This window comes from Clostridium ragsdalei P11, from assembly GCF_001675165.1.
GTDB lineage: Bacteria > Bacillota > Clostridia > Clostridiales > Clostridiaceae > Clostridium_B > Clostridium_B ragsdalei.
Genome location: NZ_LROS01000027.1, coordinates 18,818 through 40,755 on the forward strand (window position 1 = coordinate 18,818; position 21,938 = coordinate 40,755).

A 21,938-nucleotide genomic window follows, 5' to 3' on the forward strand; every position below is an offset into this window, starting at 1 on the left:
ACAGGTTAGGAGAAAGATATGAAATTAAAAAAGTGGCTTATATTATCTCATTTAGCAGTTATGCTGACACCTATAATTTTGGCTTTAATTTTGTTTGTAATTATAAATGGTTACAACAGAAATACACAGGTTATGAATTATATATCTACCATGAGCAAATTTAAGGTATACGAGAAAGTACTTGATGATCCTAATATATATGATGGCAGTTCTTTAATGAATAAAAAATTTGTAATGGATGAAGATAAAAGTTCTGTTGCAATAGAAGTATACAATGCAATGGGTCAGCAGATATATTCCTCAGATGATAACATGTTAGGATATATTGACAAAAGTGAGATTTATTCTGATTTATATAAAATACAAACAGGATCTAAAGCCAATACTTTGAAAATGCCTGTATTTAAAGATAGTAAATTAGTTGGTTTTTATAAAATAGTTATGACAAGAGATGACTTTATTCAAGCTGTAAATTATAGAACTGTTTTAGTTATTTTATGTTTTATATTTATGGTTTTAGTTGTATTCGCATTAGTAGTAATTCTTTTAAATAAAAAATTTAATAAGCCTATCAAACTCTTAATAGAAGGCATGAATAAGTTTGCTGTTGGAGATGAGGATAATTTAAATTACAAATGTAGTGATGAAATAGGAGAGCTTATAAACCACTTTAACAATATGAAAAATGATATTGAAGAAAAAAGAAAAACCATAGAACTTCAGCAAAAATCTAAGGAGTACATGATATCCGCAATATCGCATGACTTAAAAACGCCACTTACTGCAATAAGAGCTTATGCGGAGTCAATGGAATGTGAAGAAGACCTAGATATGAAAGATTTAAAAAATAAAGTTTCTATTATACTTCGCAAAAGTGATTATATGAAAAATATGATAGATGATCTAATGATGTACAATCTTCTTACAACAGATTATGAAATGAAATTTGTGGAACTTGAAGGATCAGAGTTATTTGAAATGCTCTTTTCAGGATATGATAAGTCTTGTGAAAAAAAGAAAATAAAACTTACTTCAAATATAGAAGTAAATGGCAAGTACAATGTAGATGTGAGACAAATGACAAGGGTAATAGATAACTTAATGGCAAATGCATTTAGATATACAAAAGAAGGAGGAGCTATATACATGGGAGCATTTTCACCTGATGAGAAACTTCCTAATTGGTTTGGAATTAATTTCCATAAGGAGATAAAAAGCTGGAAAGAAAAAAGGCTCTTGATTTTAATCAAAAATGAAGGAAGTGGAATTAAAGATAAGGAAAAGGAAAAAGTATTTATGCCATTTTATCAAAGTGATGATTCTAGAACTAAAAATATGTGGAAAGGTGTAGGGCTTGGATTAAGTATTGTACGACTTGTAATACAAAAACATGGTGGTGAAGTAAAAGTATTTTCAGAAGAAAACAGTACTGTTTTTATATGTGCTATACCTATGGTTGAAAATTAAATAGATATTGAAGGGAGAAATTTATTATGAAAAAGAAAATTATAGCAATATTGACGATGGGGATATTAACGGCAGGTATATTTAGTGGATGTGATGGACTAAAGAAAGACACTATAATACCTGGAGATGTTATAAGTAAGGCTATGACTGCATATGAAAAGCCTAAATCCTATTACGGAGAGGCAAAGATGGAGAATTATGAAAATGGCAAGGCGGTTATGAATGGTACTATAAAGGAATGGACAGATAATTCAAACAATAAAATAAGAAGGCGTATAGAAGTTGACAACGAATCAGGTAAAGTGATATCTACAAGTGATGGAGGCAAAATGCTCATATACATGGAAAAAGAAAAAAAGGCAATGACTATGAAAGCAGATGGGGATTTGACTGACAACAGTGTTGATTATAAATCTCAACTTATGAAGGAACTTAACGCAATATCAAAAACTCATACTTTGTTTTATAAAGGTGAGGAAACTATAAATGGATTTAAAACTTACCACATATTTGCTAAACCAAAACAGGAAAAGAGTTTAATAGGAGAAGTGAATTTTTGGATAGATAAGGACAATTGGTTCTTAGTAAAAAATACGTCGGAAAATGCTAATACCAAATCAAGTATGGAGTATACAAAGCTTGATTTTTCACCTAAGTTTGATAATAGCTTATTTACTCAAAAGCTCCCTTCTGATGTTAAGATAGAACAGATTGATGAAAAACTTAATGAAAATAAAATTGATATGAAGCAAGCAGAAAAGATAGCAGGAAAACCTATATTAACTTTAAATGAAAAATCTGGATACAAGTTGAAAAGTATTACCTACTTGGATGCAAAGGCAGTTAAGCATAAAGAGATAAATCAGACCTATGAAAAAAATGGGGCAGAAGCTTTAATTCTTACAACTATAATTTTTAATGATAACAAAATACCTTCTAATAAAGATGATTTAAAACTTGACGGAGAAAAAGATATTACTATAAGAGGTAAAAATGGAACTTCTATGGAGGATACTATAAAAAGTATATCATGGAGTGAAGATGGATTTAATTATGATATGCTTATACAAGATCCTTCCATGAATATGGAACAGGGTAAGAAAATAGTAGAGAGCTTGGAGCATTTCAAGTAAAAAATAAACAGAGACAAGGGATGAATTGTATCCCTTGTCTCTATTTTGATGACTTGTAAAAAAGTTTAAATTATGAGCAAGGTGGCGGCTGTAATAGGAACTAAAAGCATTGCAACCTTTAATATTGGTATAGGTACTCTTTTTGTAAATTTAGCACCTATATAAGAACCTGTTATTGTACCTACAACTACTTCAATGAGAAGGTGTATGTCTAAATATCCTAAGTGATAATATCCTGCTCCTCCAGCTAAAGCAATTGGTATAATTACCATCATAGTAGTCCCTACAGATTGACGTACTGACATACCTAGAATAAACATCAATCCGATTTGAATAAAACAAGCAGAGCCTATGCCAAATAAACCTGAAATGGCCCCTGTAACAAGTCCTATTCCGCAGGCACGTATCCAGAAACTAGCGCCATTAGGTAAAGAATTTTTATCCTGAGAAGAATGTCTTTTTTCTATAATAAACATACGAATCCATAAAATTAAGGCTGACAAATATAACATCCCTGAAGTCATCCATTTTAATTCACTGGCAGGTATAATTGCAGAGAAATTAGAGCTAGTCCAAGAGCCAATAGCTCCGAAAATTCCTACGGCAAGTCCCACTTTTAGTACAGCATCGCCTTCTCTATAGTGGCTAAAAGCTCCAGATATGGATGAAAAAATCATTGCAGCTAAAGCAGTTCCAAGGGATACATGAATGGTAAAACCAAAAATTACAGTCAAAATGGATATTATAAATCCAGAACCACCTGCCCCTACAAATCCAAGTGCAATTCCAACTATGAACATTACAAGTATTATCTGCACTGCCAACGTCATTCCTTCTTTCAAAGTAAATATGAAAAAAACTTAACATAATGTTTGCATTATACCATATTTTAGACGTAATATTAAAGTATGTAATGGAACTAAACGATTATTAAAAAGATGATAATTATATTAGGCATTTGAAAGAAAATAACAAGTCAAAGATGCGACAAATATTTTTTATCCGATGACTACTCACTCTAATACTTACACTTTTCCAAGTGTAAGCAAAGAGTGGCTACGTCCATGGATAACAATTTCTAAGTATCAGATGAAGTTAAAAACTTAATCTGATGTCAAGAACTTTGTTTATCAGACAAGGAGGCAGGTTCTGCAGATAGTGAATCCTATCTAAGGGCTCTACCGATGCAGTATGATAAAAAATAGGCTAGCATACTGACTAGTTATTTCTTTGAAAATGCCTTAAGTATAAATTGCTAATAGCTTTAGACCTGGAAACGGAAGGTGTTAATATATGATTGAGTGGTACAAACGCTCCTGGAGTGAAATAGTAAAGGAATTAAATAGTAACACATACTATGGACTTGATGAAGATCAAATTAGCCCTCTTAGGGAAAAGTATGGGAAAAATCACATTGTTATGCCGGATAGTAAAAGTTTGTTTTATCTTACTATGGTGCAGTTTAAGGAGATATGGGTTATATCTTTAATTTTATGTGCTGCCATATTTTCCTATTTAGGTATGTTTATACAGACATCTTTGTCTCTGCTTATAATATTTTTAAATATTTTTGCTGTAGCACTAGAACAATATAAGGAAGAGAGAAATTTTAAAGAGTTGAGGAAATTAAATTTCGGAACAGCTAGGGTAATAAGAGAAGGAAGAACTATGAGGATACCTTTTGAAGAATTGGTAGTAGGAGATATAGTTATAGTTGAACAGGGTCAATTAGTGCCAGCTGATATGAGAATTATAGAAAGCAATGATCTAAAAATAGATGAATGCTCCGTTACAGGAGAAAGCTTTATATCGGAAAAATATGAATCCAAAATAGATGATAATGAACTGACACTTTCAGATATGAAAAATGTACTATTTAAATCATCTTCTGTTGTTTCAGGAGATGGTACAGGGATAGTTGTAGCTGTGGGAATGGATACTCAAGTAGCTAACATGGTAAAACTTTTACTGAAAGAAGAGGCGGACAGAAAATCTTTAGGCTTTAGGCTCAATAAGATTTTTAATACATTTAGTGAAATTTTAATTTTTGGCCTTTTAATTGCTGGAGGAGTATCCAATTACATATTTCATCATGAAATCTATTATAGCTTAAAGAGAGTGGCAAATGTATATTTACTTTCCTTGCCTCAGACATTGTCAGTAATAATTTTACTTATGGGAATTATTTTATTTAAAAATCTAGAAAAAAGGAATATAAATTTTAAAGATTTATCTAGTGTAGAAAAACTTTCAGAGATATCCACTGTCTGTACAGATAAAGTTGGGGCTTTTTCTAAAAATAAAATGGATATTGTAAAAGCTTATGGAAGTACTGGATTTATTGATATTAGTGAGGAATCTTTAGAGGACGGCATACATGAAAGCTTGTATAGAATGATGCATATAGGGCTTCTATGCAATGATGTTAAATCTATAAATGGTAATATAGAAAACTCTAGAGAACATTTAGTAGAACAGGCTCTTATAAAATTTTGCCAACAAAATGGAATGGATAAAAAAGATTTAGATAGAAGGCATAAGAGAATATTTCAAATTTTATTCGATAGTGAACGACGTATAATGACAACTGTAAATAGAATGGATGGCAAATATAGAGCTCATGTAAAGGGAGCATCGGATTCCATTATAGATAGATGTACTCATATGATGAAAAATGGGGTAGAAGTTGAGATAACAGAAGAAGATATAAAGGCTATAAAAGATGCGGATATTAGTATGGCTAATGATTGCCTTTATGTGGTAGCATTTGCCTATAGAAATTTCAACTATGAACCGAGTCTTAAAGAAAACATTGAGAGTAACTTAGTTTTTGTAGGGTTAATTGGTTTTGATAATATGCTCAAAGAAAATGCAGTAAATTCTATAAAGAAGGCTCTTTCACTTTCAATTAAACCTATTATAATTACAGAAGATAATAAACTTACAGCTTTATCTGTAGGAAAAAAGCTAAATTTTGTATCTAGGCTTTCACAAATAATTTCTGGTGTGGAGATAGATAATATGACAGATGAAGAATTTGAACGTATTGGAGGAAAAGTTAGTATTTTTTCTATGATAAATTCTAAGCATAAAGTAAAGATAGTTAAGGCTTTAAAAAGTTATGGATATATAACTGCTATAACTGGGTGGAAGTTAACGGATTTGCCTGCACTTAAAATGTCTAATGTTGGAATAACTAATACTAAAAGCAACATAGTAAAAAAATTATGTGATATATTTACAGAAAATATGGATTTCATGAGTATTATAGATACAATAGAAGATTCAAGAAAAATTATGCATATGATAAAAAAAATGATTGTGTATATTATAAGTTGTAGTACCGGTTTTTTTGCGTTTTTAATGATAAGTTTGTTGTTTGATCTTAATATTTCCAATAGTATGATTGTGGAGTCACTCTGGTTCAACAGCGCACTTGTATTTTTATCATCCCTAGCTCTTATGTGTCAGTACAAGGAAGAAGAAGGAGACTATGATACGTATACTATTGATAAAGATATAATTAGAGAAAACATGAGTTTTATTGTTTTTGGAGGATTTTTAATGGGGGTTTTAGCGTTTGGAGTTTTTTACTTTGCTAGTATACAAAAAAATAGATTTCCGTTATTTACTTCTATTTCGTTACTAAATACCTGTGCTGTGTTATTTATATACAGTTTTTCAAATGAAAAATTTTTTAATAACATATATTCAAATGCAATTGTAATCACAAATGTTATTGTTCAGTTGATTGGTATATTAGTTTTAGGAAATTTTCAGATTTTATTTGACATAAATTACTGGAAGATTTTTTTAATTGGCACTGTCATTTGGTTTATATTTTGTATGGTCTATAAATTTAGTAAAAATGAGTATGTTTAACCTGTTATTTTTTGGATAATATAAAGTAACAGGAGGTGGATTTTTTGACTTTACTATATTATGATTATTACTACAATAGGTTAAGGAAGATATGAAAAGACCATTGGTGTTTTACTCTATCTCCTTGGCATTAGGGTCTTTGTCTGCTTTGGTATTTTTAGATAATGTTTTTATAGCTGCAGCAATAGCAGCTTCTTTTTTTATAATAATGTTTTATACCTTGAAAATTAAATTTTGTATTTTAAATGCTATTTTTTTTATTTTTGGAGTGGTAAGTTTCAATGTGTATTTTAATATACGGCCTCAAAATACTTCTCAAATTAGGGTAGTGGAAAAGAAAAACTACTATTTTATAGGAGATTATAGAGGAAGAAAAATCATGCTAAAAAATAAATTAGATAAGTTAAAGGAAGGAGAGAATATAAAGGTATATGGCAATTTTAAAAGAGAATTAAATGCACAAAAAGGTATAATAGGTACTTACTATATAAAAAAATATGAGACTGGAAAAAAAGATTTTATATACTCCATATATGAATTTAAAAGAAATATATATGAAAAGTTTAAAGAAGTCATAGGCGAAGAAAGATCAGCTCTTGTTATGGCATTATGCTATGGTGAAACTTCATATATTAGTCAAGATGAAATGCAGAAGTTTCAAAAACTTGGAGTAATTCACGCAGTAAGTGTGTCAGGTTTTCATATGGCTATAATATATCAGGTATTGGAGAGTATAGCAGGACTTAAAATAGCTGTGATTGTATCAGCACTTTATGTATTTTTTACAGGTATGGCAGCTGCAACTATGAGATCATTTATAATGATATTTTTATTTAAATTATCAAAAATATTTTTTAAAGAATATGACAGCATATCCTCTCTTAGCTTGTCAGCTCTGATTTTAATGGCTGTAAAACCATATTATGTAATGGATTTAGGATTTGACCTTTCTTTTTTAGCAACTCTTGGAATACTTCTGTACAATGGAAAAATTTATAAAAAACTTTTTATGCTTCCACAAAAAGTGGCATCTAGTATAAGTTTAACTTGTAGTTCTCAAATATTTACACTACCTTATATTGCTTTTACAATTCAAAATTTCAGTTGGGGATTTATGCTTGGCAATTTATTTTTGCTTCCCCTTTTTTCAATTATAGTTGTTTTAGGAAATGCTGCACTTTGTGTATGCTTTGTAGAACCTTTATTTAAATTATTGTGTAAAGCCATGGACATTATTTTTACAGCTATAGATGGTGCCAATATGGCTGTTTTGAAACTATGTCCTGAAATTATATATTTAAAGTATATAGACGGACTTGCTTTTATTGCAGTATTTGTAAGTTTCCTAATGTATAAAAAAGGACATAGAAAATTAAAATATGTCCCAATAGTATGTCTTATTTTAATGTTTTTGGGAGTTTATGCACCATTTATGAATATAACTTTCATAAATAATGATAATGGAAAGGCTGCAATTATAAAACAGGGAATAAGCAAAGTTATGATATGCAGCTATGATGACTTTCATTCCAGTTGGATAACAAATATAAAAGATGATCAGTATATAGGAAAAGTAATAACCAATCCCATAAAAAATTTTACATATATAATAAATAGTAATTCCTATTTAAAGACAGATAATGATATGAATCCCAAACTTCATGTAAGAAATAAGGAATTCCAAATTCTATTTGATGATGGAAATAAAAATGATACTGAAGTCTTTAATAGAAACAATTGCATATTTATTCCTAGAATTAAATCTAAAAATAAAAATTCAACTAAAAAGTATGAGAATCCACTAGAAGGCAGTACTTCTTATGTTATAATATTTAATATGATTTTTAAAATACCTACAATATGCGATTAAAATGGAAGTGAGTAAAATTGATAGACATATTTACCTTTGAAAAAAATTTAGAAAAGGGAGATTTGGGGAATTGTTACTTGTTTTGTGGTATAGATGAACTACTTATAAAAGAAAATATAAGAGCTTTAATTAAAAAAGTTATAAATCCTAATTTTATGGATTTAAATTATATGAAATTTGATGGAAGTTCCCTTGAAAGTTTTGATCCTGTAATAAATGCCTGTGAGACACTGCCCTTTATGAGTGAAAAAAAAGTTGTACTTGTATATAGAGCTTCTTTTTTTGGCGAAGATAAAAATAAATTGTCCACTGAATTTAAGACCATACACAGTTACTTGAAAAACCTACCTAAGCACTGTATTTTAATATTTTACTATGTATTTAAAAGTAAAAGGGATAAACCAGGAAGAAAAATATATAGCGTTGACAAGGACATTTGTGTTGTAAAAGCTGATAAAGTAAAGGGAAAACAGCTGGAAAATAAAGTTCAAGAATTTTTCTATGAGCGTGGAAAAGATATAAAAAAATTAGATTTAAGGATATTCTGCAGCCTTATGAACGAAAATAATTTGAGCATAATAGAAAATGAAGTAGAAAAATTATGCTGTTACACTTATGGAAAAAATATAGAGAGAGAAGACATGAAAAAGATGTTTTTAAGAAGCGGTGATGAGGATATATTTGATTTGGTAAATGCAATATCTGATAAAAAGATAAAAGATGCACTTTACATGTTAAATGAACTTATGTATAAAGGGTATAAAATAAGCTATATTTTATCTATGGTAGAGAGACAGTTCAACCTTCTTTTTAAAATAAAAATATGCCTGGAAGAGAGAATAACCAAAGAAGAAATTATGAAAGAATTAAGCATAAAATCAGAATATGGTTACAGCATTATGGTAAAGCAGAGTAAAAAGTTTACAATAAGTCAACTAAAAAGAGCAGTGGTATTGTGTTTGAATACAGAAAAGAGAATAAAGAGTTTATCTATAGATGAGAAAACTGAAATGGAACTTTTGATAATAAATACAACTGCATAATAAATAACCGGTTAAAACCGGTTTATTTATTATGCAGTTAATTTATTTAACTTAAAAGCTAATTTAGATTTATTTCTTGATGCTTTATTTTTGTGGATTATACCTTTTGATTCAGCCATATCTAAAGCTTTTACAGCTGCTGTAAAATTAACTTTAGCTTCTTCTACATTTTTAGTTTCAACAGAAGCTAAGAATTTTTTTATAGTAGTCTTTAATGAAGATTTTATAATTTTATTTCTAAGTGTTTTAGTTTCAATAACTTTTATTCTTTTTTTTGCTGATTTTATATTTGCCATGCTTTCACCCCCTTATTAGTTTTATAGACCTCAACAGCGTTGGGGAAACTTGCTAATGGGTCATTCTATTTAACAAATGATATTATAGCATTAAATTTCAACTACTTCAAGTAGAAAATCTTCATTAATTGTGCATTGTGAACTGTCAATTGTTAATTGTTAATTGAATTATGTGTTGGTATATTGAGTATGAAAACAGCTAATAATAAATTTATTAATTATTTTAAAGTCCTATCAAGTGATTCTTAGACTTAGGTGGAGCTTGCTTAAGAGGAATACATCTCTCCATCTAAGTTTTATTAACAGTATTCTTAGTGCCTTTAGCACTTAGAATACGTTATCCTTTAGGGGAAGAACTTATCCAGGGGCGTACTAGCCGTTATACACAGCATAAGAACTCTAAATTGCTGAAATTCAAGAGTTCTAATATCTCCCATCTGAAGTGGATGGAGTGTTACGGATAGTAGCCATCGGATAAAAATAAAAGTTGAATTAGGAGCGGATAATATGTTTAGTGTGAGAACTGATCTAGCAGTAGAGGCAAGAGAAGTATGTAGAAAAGAAAGAGGAGAAGAAGTTCCAGGTGTAGAGACAGAGGAAAAAATTGAAGATGACATAAAAATAACATATGTGAACATAGTAGATGACATAGGAGAAAAGGTTATGGGAAAGCCAAAGGGATCTTATATAACTATAGATATGCCTAAGTTTACCCACTACGATGGTGAAATCAGAGATAAGGTAAGTAAAGTGGTTGGAAAAGTGTTATCAGGAGTAATAAAAATAGAAGATAGTGCCACGGTATTAGTTGTAGGATTGGGAAATTGGAATATAACTCCGGATTCACTGGGACCTAAAGTTGTTTCTAAATTAATGGTAACAAGGCATTTAAAGCAGCTTGTGCCTGACAAAATAGATGAAGGTATAAGGCCAGTATGTGTCATATCTCCTGGAGTACTAGGAATTACGGGAATTGAGACAGGAGAAATTATAAGGGGAGTTTGTGAAAAGGTAAAGCCAGATTTAATAGTATGTATAGATGCATTGGCATCCAGAAAGATGGATAGAGTAAATTCAACAATACAAATAGGTAACACAGGAATATCTCCAGGTTCGGGTATAGGAAACAGGAGAATGGAATTGAGCCAGAAGACTTTAGGAGTGCCTGTAATAGCTCTAGGAGTTCCTACGGTGGTAGATGCGGCTACTATGGCCAATGATACCATTGACTTACTTTTAGATGATCTTATAAATAAAAGTAAAGGTGGAAGTGAATTTTACAAAATGCTAAAATCTGTGGATAAAGATGAAAAACAAGGGGTTATACAAGAGATAATGGAACCTTACGGGGAAAATATTATAGTGACTCCTAAAGACGTGGATTTAGTAATGGATTCAATTTCAAAAATAATTGCTGGTGGTATAAACATAGCACTTCAACCTGCTCTTGATTTGGAGGACATAAATACTTATTTAAATTAATTTACACTTGTGATAATTTTAATTTTCTTCTCATATAAATTAACAGTATTAAGTTTACATGAGAGGGGGGAATTGCTTTAAGAAATTTTAAAGCAGTCAAATATTGAATTACAGAAGATTTAATTTTAAAGGTGATTCTAAATTAGAAATGTGTATTTTAATGTTAACGGTAATACTAGTTATCATTTTGCCATGCATAGCAAAGGCCAATTCGTACAGCAGCAATGTAAAGAGAAATATGTTCTATGTTGAAGTCTTAAACTATGCCATGCCAACAGTAAAGACTACTTCCTTTTCTGAAGATGATATGGCAGAAAATTGTTTTTCTATAGGAAATACTATTTTGAAGACTGTAGGATTAGATATAAATAATCCAAAATCTCTTTTAGGAAGAGAGGTGGCTTTTTTAGGATTAAGCTATTCAAAAAATGAAGATGTAAGTTTTAATGAGTTTAAGTTAGATGACAAACAGGTTAAAAAAAATGGAAGTATGTCTAAATCAAATACTCAAAATGATTTGAATCTAGAAAATAAGGACGTAACTGTGTATAACCCAAAACTTAAAAAAACTTTAGATGTGAGTAAACCTGAAGTGTTAATATATCATACACATACTACGGAAAGCTATAAACCAGGTGATGCAAATAGTTTTGATACTACCCAAAATGTATGTGCAGTAGGAGATGTAATAGTAAATGAACTTCAAAATAACTATGGTATATCTGCAATAAATGATAAGACAGTGCATGATGCAGAAGCTTATACCCAAAGTTATTCCAGATCTGCTGTAACACTTGACAAGTATTTAAAAAAGTATGGTGATTTTAAGCTTATAATAGATTTACACAGAGATTCTGTAGATGATAAAAAATCAGTTACAGCTAGGATGAATGGAGAAAATATATCTAAATTTATGTTGGTTATGGCTAGAAAAAATCCTCATTTTGATAAAAACATGGCTATGGCAAATTCTGTGATAAATACTTCAAATAAGCTATTTCCAGGACTTTGCAAGGGAGTTTGTTACTATAATTATGGAACAAGGTACTTTAATCAGGATAAGAGTAACAATGCAATACTGATGGAGATTGGAGCAGATATAAACACTTCGGATGAATCCAAAGCCACAGGTAAATATGTTGCTAGAATAATAGCAGAGGTACTTAATAATAAATAATAATGCAACTTTCACACGTATGGGATCTTGACTTAATATAAAAACTTTGGAAAGCAATATTTTTAATTAATAGTTAAGAATGAAGAATTAATAGTTAATGTGGATTTTTTTTCGTTATACTACAAAAAATCTTTGATTAAGATTTTCACCACTCGTTTTGCTAAAGCAAAACATTACTAAGAGCTTACTTATATAAATTTAAAGATTTTTTGCGACAGCTAAAAATCATCCTTCACTATTAATTTTTCATTATTAATTCTTAACTTGCGAAGCTTTACTTCGCAAAGTTTTTAAACTGCGAAAGTTGTGATAAATTTAAAAACTTTTGTATAAAATTAGTAGAAGTGTTCATCCTTATAATAGAAACTTTATGGTTTTAAATCTAGTTTCTATGTGGGGTGATTTTTTTTGAGTAAAAAAGGTATTAGAGTTGTGATAATATTTTGCATTATAATAGTACTTTTGGGATTTGTAACTATAACAGCAGGACTACCTAAATATATAAAAGATAAATCTAATTTTAAAATAAATTATACTGTTTCTCCCTTTGATTTTACAGTTGATGTAGGGGAGTATTCATTATGTTTAAATAATAAAATAGTTTATAATTTTGAAAACGGATCTAAACAAGTTATAAATATAGTGGGAGAAAAAGTACATTCAGGTACTTCTTATATTATAAATAAAACTTCAGAGACATTTAAAAATCTAGAAAGTAAGCTCCCTAAATAATGTACTTTTCACTGCATATTTGTTATGATATAATTTACTGTAGTTATTCGTACAGGAAAGCTAGAGATTGATCAAGTAATGAAAATCTTTTAACTTTTCATAGGTATTGGAGGAAAATAGTATGCAGAGCGAAAGACAAAAACATATAAGAAATTTTTCTATAGTTGCTCATATAGACCATGGTAAATCTACACTTGCAGATAGATTAATTGAAAAGACAGGAACTCTTACTGAGAGGGAGATGGACTCCCAGGTACTTGATAATATGGAGTTGGAAAAAGAAAGAGGAATAACTATAAAGTCTCAGGCTGTTAGACTTATATATAAAAGGCCTTCAGGAGAAGAGTATATACTAAATCTTATAGATACACCGGGACATGTAGATTTTAACTATGAGGTTTCAAGAAGCTTGGCAGCTTGTGAAGGTGCTATTTTGGTTGTGGATGCAACCCAGGGCATACAAGCACAAACCCTTGCAAATTGTTATTTGGCACTGGATCATGATTTGGAGATTGTTCCTGTAATAAATAAAATAGATTTGCCAAGTGCAAGGCCTGAAGAGGTAAAAAATGAGATAGAAGATGTTATAGGAATAGAAGCATCTGATGCACCAACAGTTTCTGCAAAAACTGGACTAAATATAGAACAGGTTTTAGAGGCAATAGTAAGCAAAGTGCCAGCTCCTGAGGGAGATGAAAATGCACCTTTAAAAGCTCTTATATTTGATTCAAATTATGATAGCTATAGAGGAGTAGTTTGTCATATAAGAGTAATGGAAGGTGTAATAAAACCTGGAATGAAGATAAAACTTATGGTTACAGGAAAAGTGTATGAGGTTACGGAAACAGGAATTTTTGTTCCTAATTTTATGCCAAGAGACGAACTTAAAGCAGGAGATGTAGGATACTTTACTGCGTCCATTAAAAATGTAAGAGATGCACGTGTAGGAGATACCGTAACCGAAGCTTCTAGAGAAGCCAAAGAACCCTTAAAGGGATACAGACCTGTTGTTTCAATGGTATATAGTGGTATATATCCCGTAGATGGAGCAAAGTATGGTGAGCTTAAAGATGCACTGGAAAAGCTTCAGGTAAATGATGCAGCTTTGTGCTTTGAGCCAGAAACTTCTATAGCATTGGGGTTTGGATTTAGATGTGGATTTTTAGGACTTTTGCATATGGATGTTATACAGGAGAGGGTAGAAAGAGAATTTAACCTTGATATAATAACTACAGCTCCTTCTGTTATATATAAGATTGGAAAAACAGATGGTACTGTAATAGAACTTACAAATCCAACAAATATGCCCGAAGTTTCAGAAATAAAGTACATGGAGGAACCTATAGTAAAGGCATCAATAATAACACCTTCTGAATATGTGGGAGCAGTTATGGAACTTTCTCAAAATCGAAGGGGAACTTTTAAGGATATGCAGTATATAGAAACTACCAGAGTTTCTTTAAATTATGAAATTCCACTAAATGAAATAATATATGACTTTTTTGATGTATTAAAATCTAGAACAAGGGGCTATGCTTCACTTGATTATGAGTTAAAAGGATATAAAGCTGCTGAATTAGTAAAGCTTGACATACTTTTAAATGGAGAAGTGGTAGATGCATTGTCCATGATAGTTCCAGAAGAGAGAGCTTATGAAAGGGGTAGAGGTATAGCAGAAAGATTAAAGGAAATAATCCCAAGGCAACTTTTTGAAATACCAATACAGGCAGCGATAGGTGGAAAAATTATAGCAAGGGAAACAGTTAAGGCTATGAGAAAAGATGTACTTGCAAAATGTTATGGAGGAGATATATCAAGAAAGAAAAAACTCCTTGAAAAACAAAAAGAAGGAAAGAAGAGAATGAGGCAGGTTGGCTCCGTAGAAATCCCTCAGGAAGCATTCATGGCCATACTTAAAACTGAGGATTAGTAGCTAATAGCAAATTTGTTAGGAAAATAGGAGTTTGGAAGTGGTTTTATGCAAGATAAAAATATAGATGTTAAAAAGGCTGTGGCTCTATATATACACATACCCTTCTGTAAAAAAAAGTGCCTCTATTGTGATTTCCCATCTTATAGTGGAAAAGAAAAACTTATGGTAAATTATACAAAAGCACTGGCTAAAGATATAGAATCTATAGGAGATAGAAAAATAAAAACTATATTTATAGGTGGGGGAACTCCCACCTATTTATCATTAGAATCCTGGAATAACATATATGAAGTATTAAAGAAAATAAATGTAGAAGATGACTTAGAATTTACAGTAGAAGGTAATCCGGGTACATTTACAGAAGAGAAAATTAAAGCTTTAAAGAAGATGGGAGTAAATAGACTCAGTATAGGTCTTCAGGCTTGGCAGAATTCTATACTTAAATGTATAGGTAGAATTCATACTTTAGAAGATTTTTTAAAGACATATGACATGGCAAGAAAATTTGGTTTTTCAAATATAAACATAGATCTTATGTTTGGACTTCCAGGTCAGACAATAAAAGATTGGAAAGAATCTCTGCAAAATGTAGTTAAGTTGAATCCGGAACATATATCTTGTTATAGCCTTATAGTGGAAAAAGGTACTCCTTTTTACAAAGCACATGAGTCAAAAAGTTTGAATTTGCCTGGAGAAGAAGAAGAAAGACAGATGTATTATTTTACACTAGATTTTTTGTCTAAAATGGGATATGAACAATATGAAATATCCAATTTTTCGAAAAAATATAGAAAATGCAAGCATAATTTAATTTACTGGAACTTAGAGGAATATATAGGTTGTGGGGCAGGTGCTCATTCCTATGTAGATGGGTACAGGTATAGAAATACAAAAAATATAGAAGAATATATTTTACAGGGAAATTTAAACCAGTTTTTAAGATTAGATAAACATAAAAATTCTATCTGTGACAGTATGGAGGAATTTGTATTTATGGGTCTCAGAAAAATAGATGGAATTTCTACAGAAGATTTTTACAAGAGATTTAACAAGAATATTTATTCTGTATATGGTAATGTAATTGAAAAGTACATAAACATGGGTATTTTAATAAAAGAGGGACATATGTTGTACTTAAGTAAAAGAGGAATAGAAGTATCTAATAGTGTAATGTGTGACTTTATATTGACATAATTTCAAGTGAGTTAGATATTTTAAGTAAATGTGAGAAACCTCAATGAATTTCATTTTAAATTATAAAAAACATATTATTTAACTTCATAATATAGTTATATAGTATTGACAAAAAAAATTATGAGTGATATTTTTTAATCATAGCAATTAGCACTCAACAACAATGAGTGCTAATAAAGAGGTGATATTATGGAAATGGATGAAAGAAAAATAAAAATACTTCAGGCAATAGTAAATGATTATATAAACACTGCAGAGCCTGTTGGATCCAGAACCATAGCTAAAAAATACAACTTAGGTGTAAGTTCAGCTACTATAAGAAATGAAATGGCGGATCTGGAGGAAATGGGTTATTTAGAACAACTTCACAGTTCTTCAGGAAGGATACCTTCTAATAATGGATACAGGTTGTATGTTGACAAATTGATGCAGATACCAAATTTGAGCGAAGAAGAAATGTATATAATAAAATCACAGATTATAGATGCAGCTTTATTTGAGGTTGATAAAATATTAAAGCAGGCTGTTTGTCTTTTATCGGAGCTTACTAAACTTACTTCTATAGTTAGAGCACCTTCAGTTAAAAGGGGCTATATAAAGCATGTACAGTTAATAAACATTGAATCAAGCACCAATATATTATTGGTACTTATAATTGATAGCGGTATTATAAAGAACAATTTGATAAAGGTAGGAAAAACTATTTCAGATGATACTCTTGTTAAATTAAGTAATATGCTAAACGTCAGATTAAAGAATTTAAGTGCTGAACAGATAAATTTGGAAGTTATAAATAATTTAAAAAATGATTTCCAAGGATATGAAGATATATTCAATAATATAATTTCTGCATTGTATGATAGTTTAAATAGTGTAGATAATTCAAATATATATACCCAGGGGGCTACAAATATTTTTAATTATCCGGAATATAAGGATATAGAAAAGGCAAGAGAATTTTTATCTATGATGGATAATAAAGATAAAGTTAGCAGCTTACTGAACAGTAATTCAAATATTTCAGTAAAAATAGGTAAGGAAAATTATACAGAAGGTGCAGAAGATTGTAGCGTTGTGTCTGCTGTTTACAGTTTGAATGAAAGACCTATAGGTGAAATTGGAGTCATAGGACCTACAAGGATACCTTATTCTAAAGTCATATCAATACTTGCAAATGTAGTAAAGGAAATGAATTATATTTTAAGTAATGCTTATTCTGATGAAAAATAGAATAAATTTTGTAAAATATGTATAAATGTTAGATTGGAGGAAATATCTAAATGTTAAAGGATAAAGGTGATAATGTAAAAGACCTTAATGAAGAATGTGAAAATGATTCAGAAAATGAAAAAAAAGATAAAGATAATGAAAGTGTAGATGAAAGCACAGAGGATAATTCAGAAGAGGAAGTAGAAGAAACAGAAGATAAAGAGATAAGTTTGCTAGGAGAATTAAAAAAAGAAAATTTGAAATTAAAAGATGAAAATAAGAAGGCCATAAATGAATTGGATTCTACTAAAGATAGACTTGCAAGAGTTATGGCAGAGTATGACAACTTTAGAAAAAGAACTATTAAAGAGAAGGATAATATTTATTCCGATGCTTGTAAGGATATATTAAAAGAAGTTTTACCAGTGTTAGATAACCTGGAAAGGGCAGTAAATGTAGAAGGAAATGCAGAAGATTTGAAAAAAGGTATAGAGATGACAATGAAGCAATTTAATAATGCCCTTTCAAAATTAAATGTAGAGGAAATACCTTGCGAAGGAGAATTTGATCCCAATCTACATAATGCAGTTATGCATATAGAAGATGATAAATATGATAAAAATTCTATAGTAGAAGTATTGCAAAAAGGATACAAGAGAGAAGACAAAATAATTAGATACAGTATGGTTAAAGTAGCAAATTAAGTTTAAAACATACAAATTAAATTTGTTTGAATTAAATATATGCAAGATAATTTTAACGCAGTTAAATTTAGGAGGTAAGTTAATATGTCAAAAATAATAGGTATTGATTTAGGAACAACTAATTCATGTGTTGCAGTTATGGAAGGTGGAGATCCTGCAGTTATAGCAAATTCAGAAGGAGCAAGAACAACTCCATCAGTGGTATCATTCCAGGCAAATGGAGAAAGATTGGTAGGTCAAGTTGCTAAAAGACAGGCAATAACAAACCCTGATAAGACAATAATGTCAATAAAAAGACAAATGGGAACAGACCATAAAGTAAATATAGATGGAAAAGATTATACACCACAGGAGATATCTGCAATGATACTCCAAAAAATAAAGGCAGATGCTGAAGCTTATTTAGGAGAAACTGTAACTGAAGCAGTTATAACAGTACCAGCATATTTTAATGATAGTCAGAGACAGGCAACTAAAGACGCAGGTAAAATTGCAGGATTAAATGTACGTAGAATAATAAATGAACCAACAGCTGCATCACTTGCTTATGGACTTGATAAAACTGATACAAGTCAAAAGATATTTGTATATGATTTAGGTGGAGGTACTTTTGATGTATCCATACTAGAGCTTGGAGATGGAGTATTTGAAGTTAAAGCTACAAATGGTGATACTCGTCTAGGTGGAGATGACTTTGACCAGAAAGTTATGGACTATATAGCAGAAGATTTTAAAGCTAAGAATGGTATAGATTTAAGAAATGACAAAATGGCACTTCAAAGATTAAAGGAAGCGGCTGAAAAAGCAAAAATTGAACTTTCAGCATCTACTCAAACAAATATAAACTTACCATTTATTACAGCAGATGCAACTGGTCCAAAACATATAGACATGAACTTGACAAGAGCAAAATTTAATGAGTTGACTCAAGATTTAGTTGAAAGGACAATTGAACCTATGAGAAAAGCATTAAATGATGCAGGACTTACAATAAATGATATAAATAAAATCATATTAGTTGGTGGTTCTACAAGAATACCAGCTGTTCAAGAAGCAGTTAAGAATTTTACTGGTAAGGATCCATCAAAGGGAGTTAACCCTGATGAATGTGTAGCTGTAGGAGCTGCAATTCAGGCCGGAGTTTTAACTGGAGATGTAAAAGACGTATTACTCCTTGATGTTACACCACTTACCCTTGGAATTGAAACTTTAGGAGGAGTTGCTACTCCACTTATTGACAGAAACACTACAGTACCAACTAAGAAGAGTCAGGTATTTTCAACTGCAGCAGATGGCCAGACTTCAGTTGAAATTCACGTAGTTCAAGGTGAAAGAAAGATGGCTGCTGATGATAAAACTCTTGGAAGATTTACACTTTCAGGAATAGCTCCAGCTCCAAGGGGAATTCCTCAAATTGAAGTTACATTTGATATAGATGCCAACGGCATAGTAAATGTATCTGCTAAAGATAAAGGAACAGGAAAAGAAGCTAATATAACAATTACAGCTTCAACTAATTTAAGTGATGATGAAATAAACAAGGCAGTAGATGAAGCCAAAAAGTTTGAAGAACAGGATAAAAAGAGAAAAGAATCCATAGATATAAAGAATAATGCCGATCAATCTGTATATCAGACAGAAAAGACATTAAAGGACTTGGGAGATAAAGTATCAGCTGAAGATAAGAAAACTGTAGAGGAAAAAGTTGAAGCTTTAAAGAAAATAAAAGATGGAGAAGATTTAGAGGCAATAAAGAAAGCTACTGAAGATTTAACTCAAACTTTCTATGGAATTACATCTAAAATATATAGTCAGAATGCTCAAGCTGGTCAAAATCCAGGAGCAGATCCAAACATGGGAGCAGGACAGAATCCAGGAGCAGGAGCAGGAGCAGGTTCTCAAGGTGCATCAGAAAAAAAAGATGACAATGTAGTTGATGCAGATTATAAAGTAGATGATGATAAATAATATTTCCTCTTCACGATTATATGATAAGTGTGTATAATGGTAATAGTTAAGGGATGAGTTTTTATACTCTTCCCTTAATTTAAGTAGAGAACCCAAATCTTCGATTTGGTGTGAATCACTTACTCATTCGACCAAAGGGAGAAGGAGTTACAGAAATTAGAACCCAAATCTTCGATTTGGTGTGAATCACTTACTCATTTGACCGAAGGGAAAAGGAGTTACACAAATTAGAACTCAAATTTTAGTTCAATGAAAATATTTTAGGTGGTGAAAAGTAAAAAATGGCACAGAAGGACTATTATGAAGTACTTGGACTTGAAAAAGGTGCAAGTGATGAAGATATAAAAAAAGCATTTAGAAAATTAGCATTGAAATACCACCCAGATAGGAACCCCAACGATAAAAAAGCTGAAGAAAAATTTAAGGAAATAAATGAAGCCTATCAAGTACTCTCAGACCCTCAGAAAAAGGCGCAATATGATCAGTTTGGAACAACTGACTTCAATGGCGGCGGTGATGCAGGCTTTGGAGGTTTTGGAGGTTTTGATTTTTCAGACATGGGAGGCTTTGGAGATATATTTGATTCTTTCTTTGGAGGCGGCGGTGGCGGATTTGGATCTAGCAGCAGAAGAAGAAGAAATGCACCACAAAAAGGATCAGATCTTGAATATACTCTAAATTTGACTTTTGAAGAAGCTGTCTTTGGAGTGGAAAAGGAAATAAATATAGCTAGAAATGAAAAATGTGAGGCTTGTGGTGGAACAGGAGCTAAAAAAGGAACACAGCCCCATACTTGTGATAAATGCGGTGGAACAGGACAGATGAGAACTCAGAGAAATACACCTCTTGGAAGCTTTGTAAGTATGAGCACTTGTGATAAATGTGGTGGAAGAGGAACTATAATAAAAGATCCTTGTCCAGAATGCAGAGGAAAAGGTGCAGTAAGAAAACATAGAAAGATAAAAGTGAAGGTTCCGGCAGGAGTAGATAATGGAAATATAATTCCATTAAGGGGACAAGGAGAAAGTGGCAAGAATGGAGGACAGTCAGGAGATCTTTATGTAAATATAAGGGTTTCACCTCATTCTAAGTTTAAGAGAAATGGATTTGATATATATACAGATACACATATAAGTTTTGGTAAAGCTTCCCTTGGAACTAGTTTAAAAGTTGCAACTATAGATGGGGATGTAAAGTATGATGTACCATCAGGAACTCAATCAGGAACTGTGTTTAGGCTTAAAGGCAAGGGTGTCCCTAGGGTTAATGGTCATGGTAGAGGTGACCAATACGTAAATGTAATTGTTGATGTACCTAAGGATTTAAATGAAAAGCAGAGAGAAGCCATTGTAATGCTTATGGAGGCAAGTGGAGAAATACCTGCAGGAGAAAGTGGAAAAAAGTCTATCTTTGATAAACTTAAACATCATCACTAATATAATTAGTAATTAAGCACATGGAATTATAGAGTTTCTAAGCAAAAAATAAACTTATACTCCGGATATTTTTTACAACCTTCAGCTCGTTAAATATTTTGATAAGGCTAAGAAAAAAATTTTGAAAAATACTGAGAAATTTTCAAAACTCGTGCCTCAAACAATTGAAAAGTTCTAGATTTTTCAAAAATTTTTCACTAAGCCTTATATACAAAATATTTAAAAAAACTTCATTATTGTAAAAATATGCCTGCGTATAAGTTGATTTTTAAGTTAGAAAACCTATATAGGGTTTCTAAGTGATAATTTAACTTATACTAGGAAACTTCTAGCATAAGCTAATGAATGAATCTTAGCAAAATTAGAATTAAGTTCGTCAAAAAGAATTTTAATATCTGATACTAATTCCCAT

16 protein-coding genes are annotated in these 21,938 nt (G+C 30.9%); 14 read left to right on the forward strand and 2 right to left on the reverse strand.

All coding sequences use genetic code 11. The features are described 5' to 3' along the window. The first annotated feature begins 18 nt into the window (after nucleotides 1-18). Together CLRAG_RS12510 and CLRAG_RS12515 are read left to right on the forward strand one after the other, a co-directional pair. Complete coding sequence (locus CLRAG_RS12510) at nucleotides 19-1,467, forward strand: HAMP domain-containing sensor histidine kinase (protein ID WP_065078740.1); 1,449 nt, start codon at nucleotides 19-21, stop codon at nucleotides 1,465-1,467. A gap of 26 nt (nucleotides 1,468-1,493) precedes the next feature. Then, nucleotides 1,494-2,600, forward strand: coding sequence for a LolA family protein (locus CLRAG_RS12515; protein ID WP_065078741.1), 1,107 nt, complete (start codon nucleotides 1,494-1,496; stop codon nucleotides 2,598-2,600). A 65-nt stretch (nucleotides 2,601-2,665) separates the two neighbouring features. Here the strand turns inward: CLRAG_RS12515 and CLRAG_RS12520 are convergent, their stop codons facing one another. Further along, nucleotides 2,666-3,418, reverse strand: coding sequence for a sulfite exporter TauE/SafE family protein (locus CLRAG_RS12520; RefSeq protein WP_242872144.1), 753 nt, complete (start codon nucleotides 3,416-3,418; stop codon nucleotides 2,666-2,668). A gap of 475 nt (nucleotides 3,419-3,893) precedes the next feature. Here CLRAG_RS12520 and CLRAG_RS12525 point away from each other — a divergent pair, with 475 nt between their 5' ends. The 3 genes from CLRAG_RS12525 to holA all read left to right on the forward strand — a co-directional run bounded on the left by CLRAG_RS12525 (nucleotide 3,894) and on the right by holA (nucleotide 9,395). Next, on the forward strand, nucleotides 3,894-6,482 hold the full coding sequence (locus tag CLRAG_RS12525; RefSeq protein ID WP_065078743.1) for a cation-translocating P-type ATPase: 2,589 nt from the start codon (nucleotides 3,894-3,896) through the stop codon (nucleotides 6,480-6,482). 91 nt (nucleotides 6,483-6,573) lie between these two features. Further along, nucleotides 6,574-8,352: a ComEC/Rec2 family competence protein gene (locus tag CLRAG_RS12530; RefSeq protein ID WP_065078744.1), complete on the forward strand. Its 1,779-nt coding sequence runs from the start codon at nucleotides 6,574-6,576 to the stop codon at nucleotides 8,350-8,352. A 17-nt stretch (nucleotides 8,353-8,369) separates the two neighbouring features. Beyond that, nucleotides 8,370-9,395: a DNA polymerase III subunit delta gene (gene holA, locus CLRAG_RS12535; RefSeq protein WP_065078745.1), complete on the forward strand. Its 1,026-nt coding sequence runs from the start codon at nucleotides 8,370-8,372 to the stop codon at nucleotides 9,393-9,395. A gap of 29 nt (nucleotides 9,396-9,424) precedes the next feature. On the opposite strand, the gene rpsT is transcribed toward holA, so the two are convergent. Then, a complete protein-coding gene (rpsT, locus tag CLRAG_RS12540) occupies nucleotides 9,425-9,691 on the reverse strand; it encodes a 30S ribosomal protein S20 (protein ID WP_013237456.1) in 267 nt (88 codons plus the stop codon). 507 nt (nucleotides 9,692-10,198) lie between these two features. Here rpsT and gpr point away from each other — a divergent pair. The 9 genes from gpr (at nucleotide 10,199) to dnaJ (ending at nucleotide 21,526) form a co-directional block, all read left to right on the forward strand. After that, nucleotides 10,199-11,173 carry a GPR endopeptidase gene (gpr, locus tag CLRAG_RS12545; RefSeq protein WP_065078746.1) on the forward strand — a complete coding sequence of 325 codons (975 nt, stop codon included), beginning with the start codon at nucleotides 10,199-10,201 and terminating at the stop codon, nucleotides 11,171-11,173. A gap of 103 nt (nucleotides 11,174-11,276) precedes the next feature. Then, nucleotides 11,277-12,350 (forward strand): stage II sporulation protein P, encoded by a 1,074-nt coding sequence (locus tag CLRAG_RS12550; RefSeq protein ID WP_420808097.1) that lies wholly within the window; start codon nucleotides 11,277-11,279, stop codon nucleotides 12,348-12,350. Nucleotides 12,351-12,758: 408 nt separating this feature from the next. After that, entirely contained in the window at nucleotides 12,759-13,082 is a 324-nt protein-coding gene (locus CLRAG_RS12555; RefSeq protein WP_207644815.1) for a hypothetical protein, read from the forward strand. A 121-nt stretch (nucleotides 13,083-13,203) separates the two neighbouring features. Next, nucleotides 13,204-15,012: a translation elongation factor 4 gene (gene lepA, locus CLRAG_RS12560; protein ID WP_063601566.1), complete on the forward strand. Its 1,809-nt coding sequence runs from the start codon at nucleotides 13,204-13,206 to the stop codon at nucleotides 15,010-15,012. 48 nt (nucleotides 15,013-15,060) lie between these two features. Further along, nucleotides 15,061-16,209: a radical SAM family heme chaperone HemW gene (hemW, locus tag CLRAG_RS12565; protein WP_065078747.1), complete on the forward strand. Its 1,149-nt coding sequence runs from the start codon at nucleotides 15,061-15,063 to the stop codon at nucleotides 16,207-16,209. A 189-nt stretch (nucleotides 16,210-16,398) separates the two neighbouring features. Then, nucleotides 16,399-17,439, forward strand: a complete 1,041-nt coding sequence (gene hrcA, locus CLRAG_RS12570) for a heat-inducible transcriptional repressor HrcA (RefSeq protein ID WP_065078748.1) — start codon at nucleotides 16,399-16,401, stop codon at nucleotides 17,437-17,439. Nucleotides 17,440-17,489: 50 nt separating this feature from the next. Continuing rightward, nucleotides 17,490-18,122: a nucleotide exchange factor GrpE gene (gene grpE / locus CLRAG_RS12575; protein ID WP_065078749.1), complete on the forward strand. Its 633-nt coding sequence runs from the start codon at nucleotides 17,490-17,492 to the stop codon at nucleotides 18,120-18,122. Between the two features lie 84 nt (nucleotides 18,123-18,206). Further along, nucleotides 18,207-20,090 (forward strand): molecular chaperone DnaK, encoded by a 1,884-nt coding sequence (dnaK, locus tag CLRAG_RS12580; RefSeq protein WP_065078750.1) that lies wholly within the window; start codon nucleotides 18,207-18,209, stop codon nucleotides 20,088-20,090. A gap of 281 nt (nucleotides 20,091-20,371) precedes the next feature. After that, the gene (gene dnaJ, locus CLRAG_RS12585) at nucleotides 20,372-21,526 is read left to right on the forward strand and encodes a molecular chaperone DnaJ (RefSeq protein ID WP_065078751.1); all 1,155 of its coding nucleotides are present in this window, start codon (nucleotides 20,372-20,374) and stop codon (nucleotides 21,524-21,526) included. The last annotated feature ends 412 nt before the right edge of the window (nucleotides 21,527-21,938 follow it).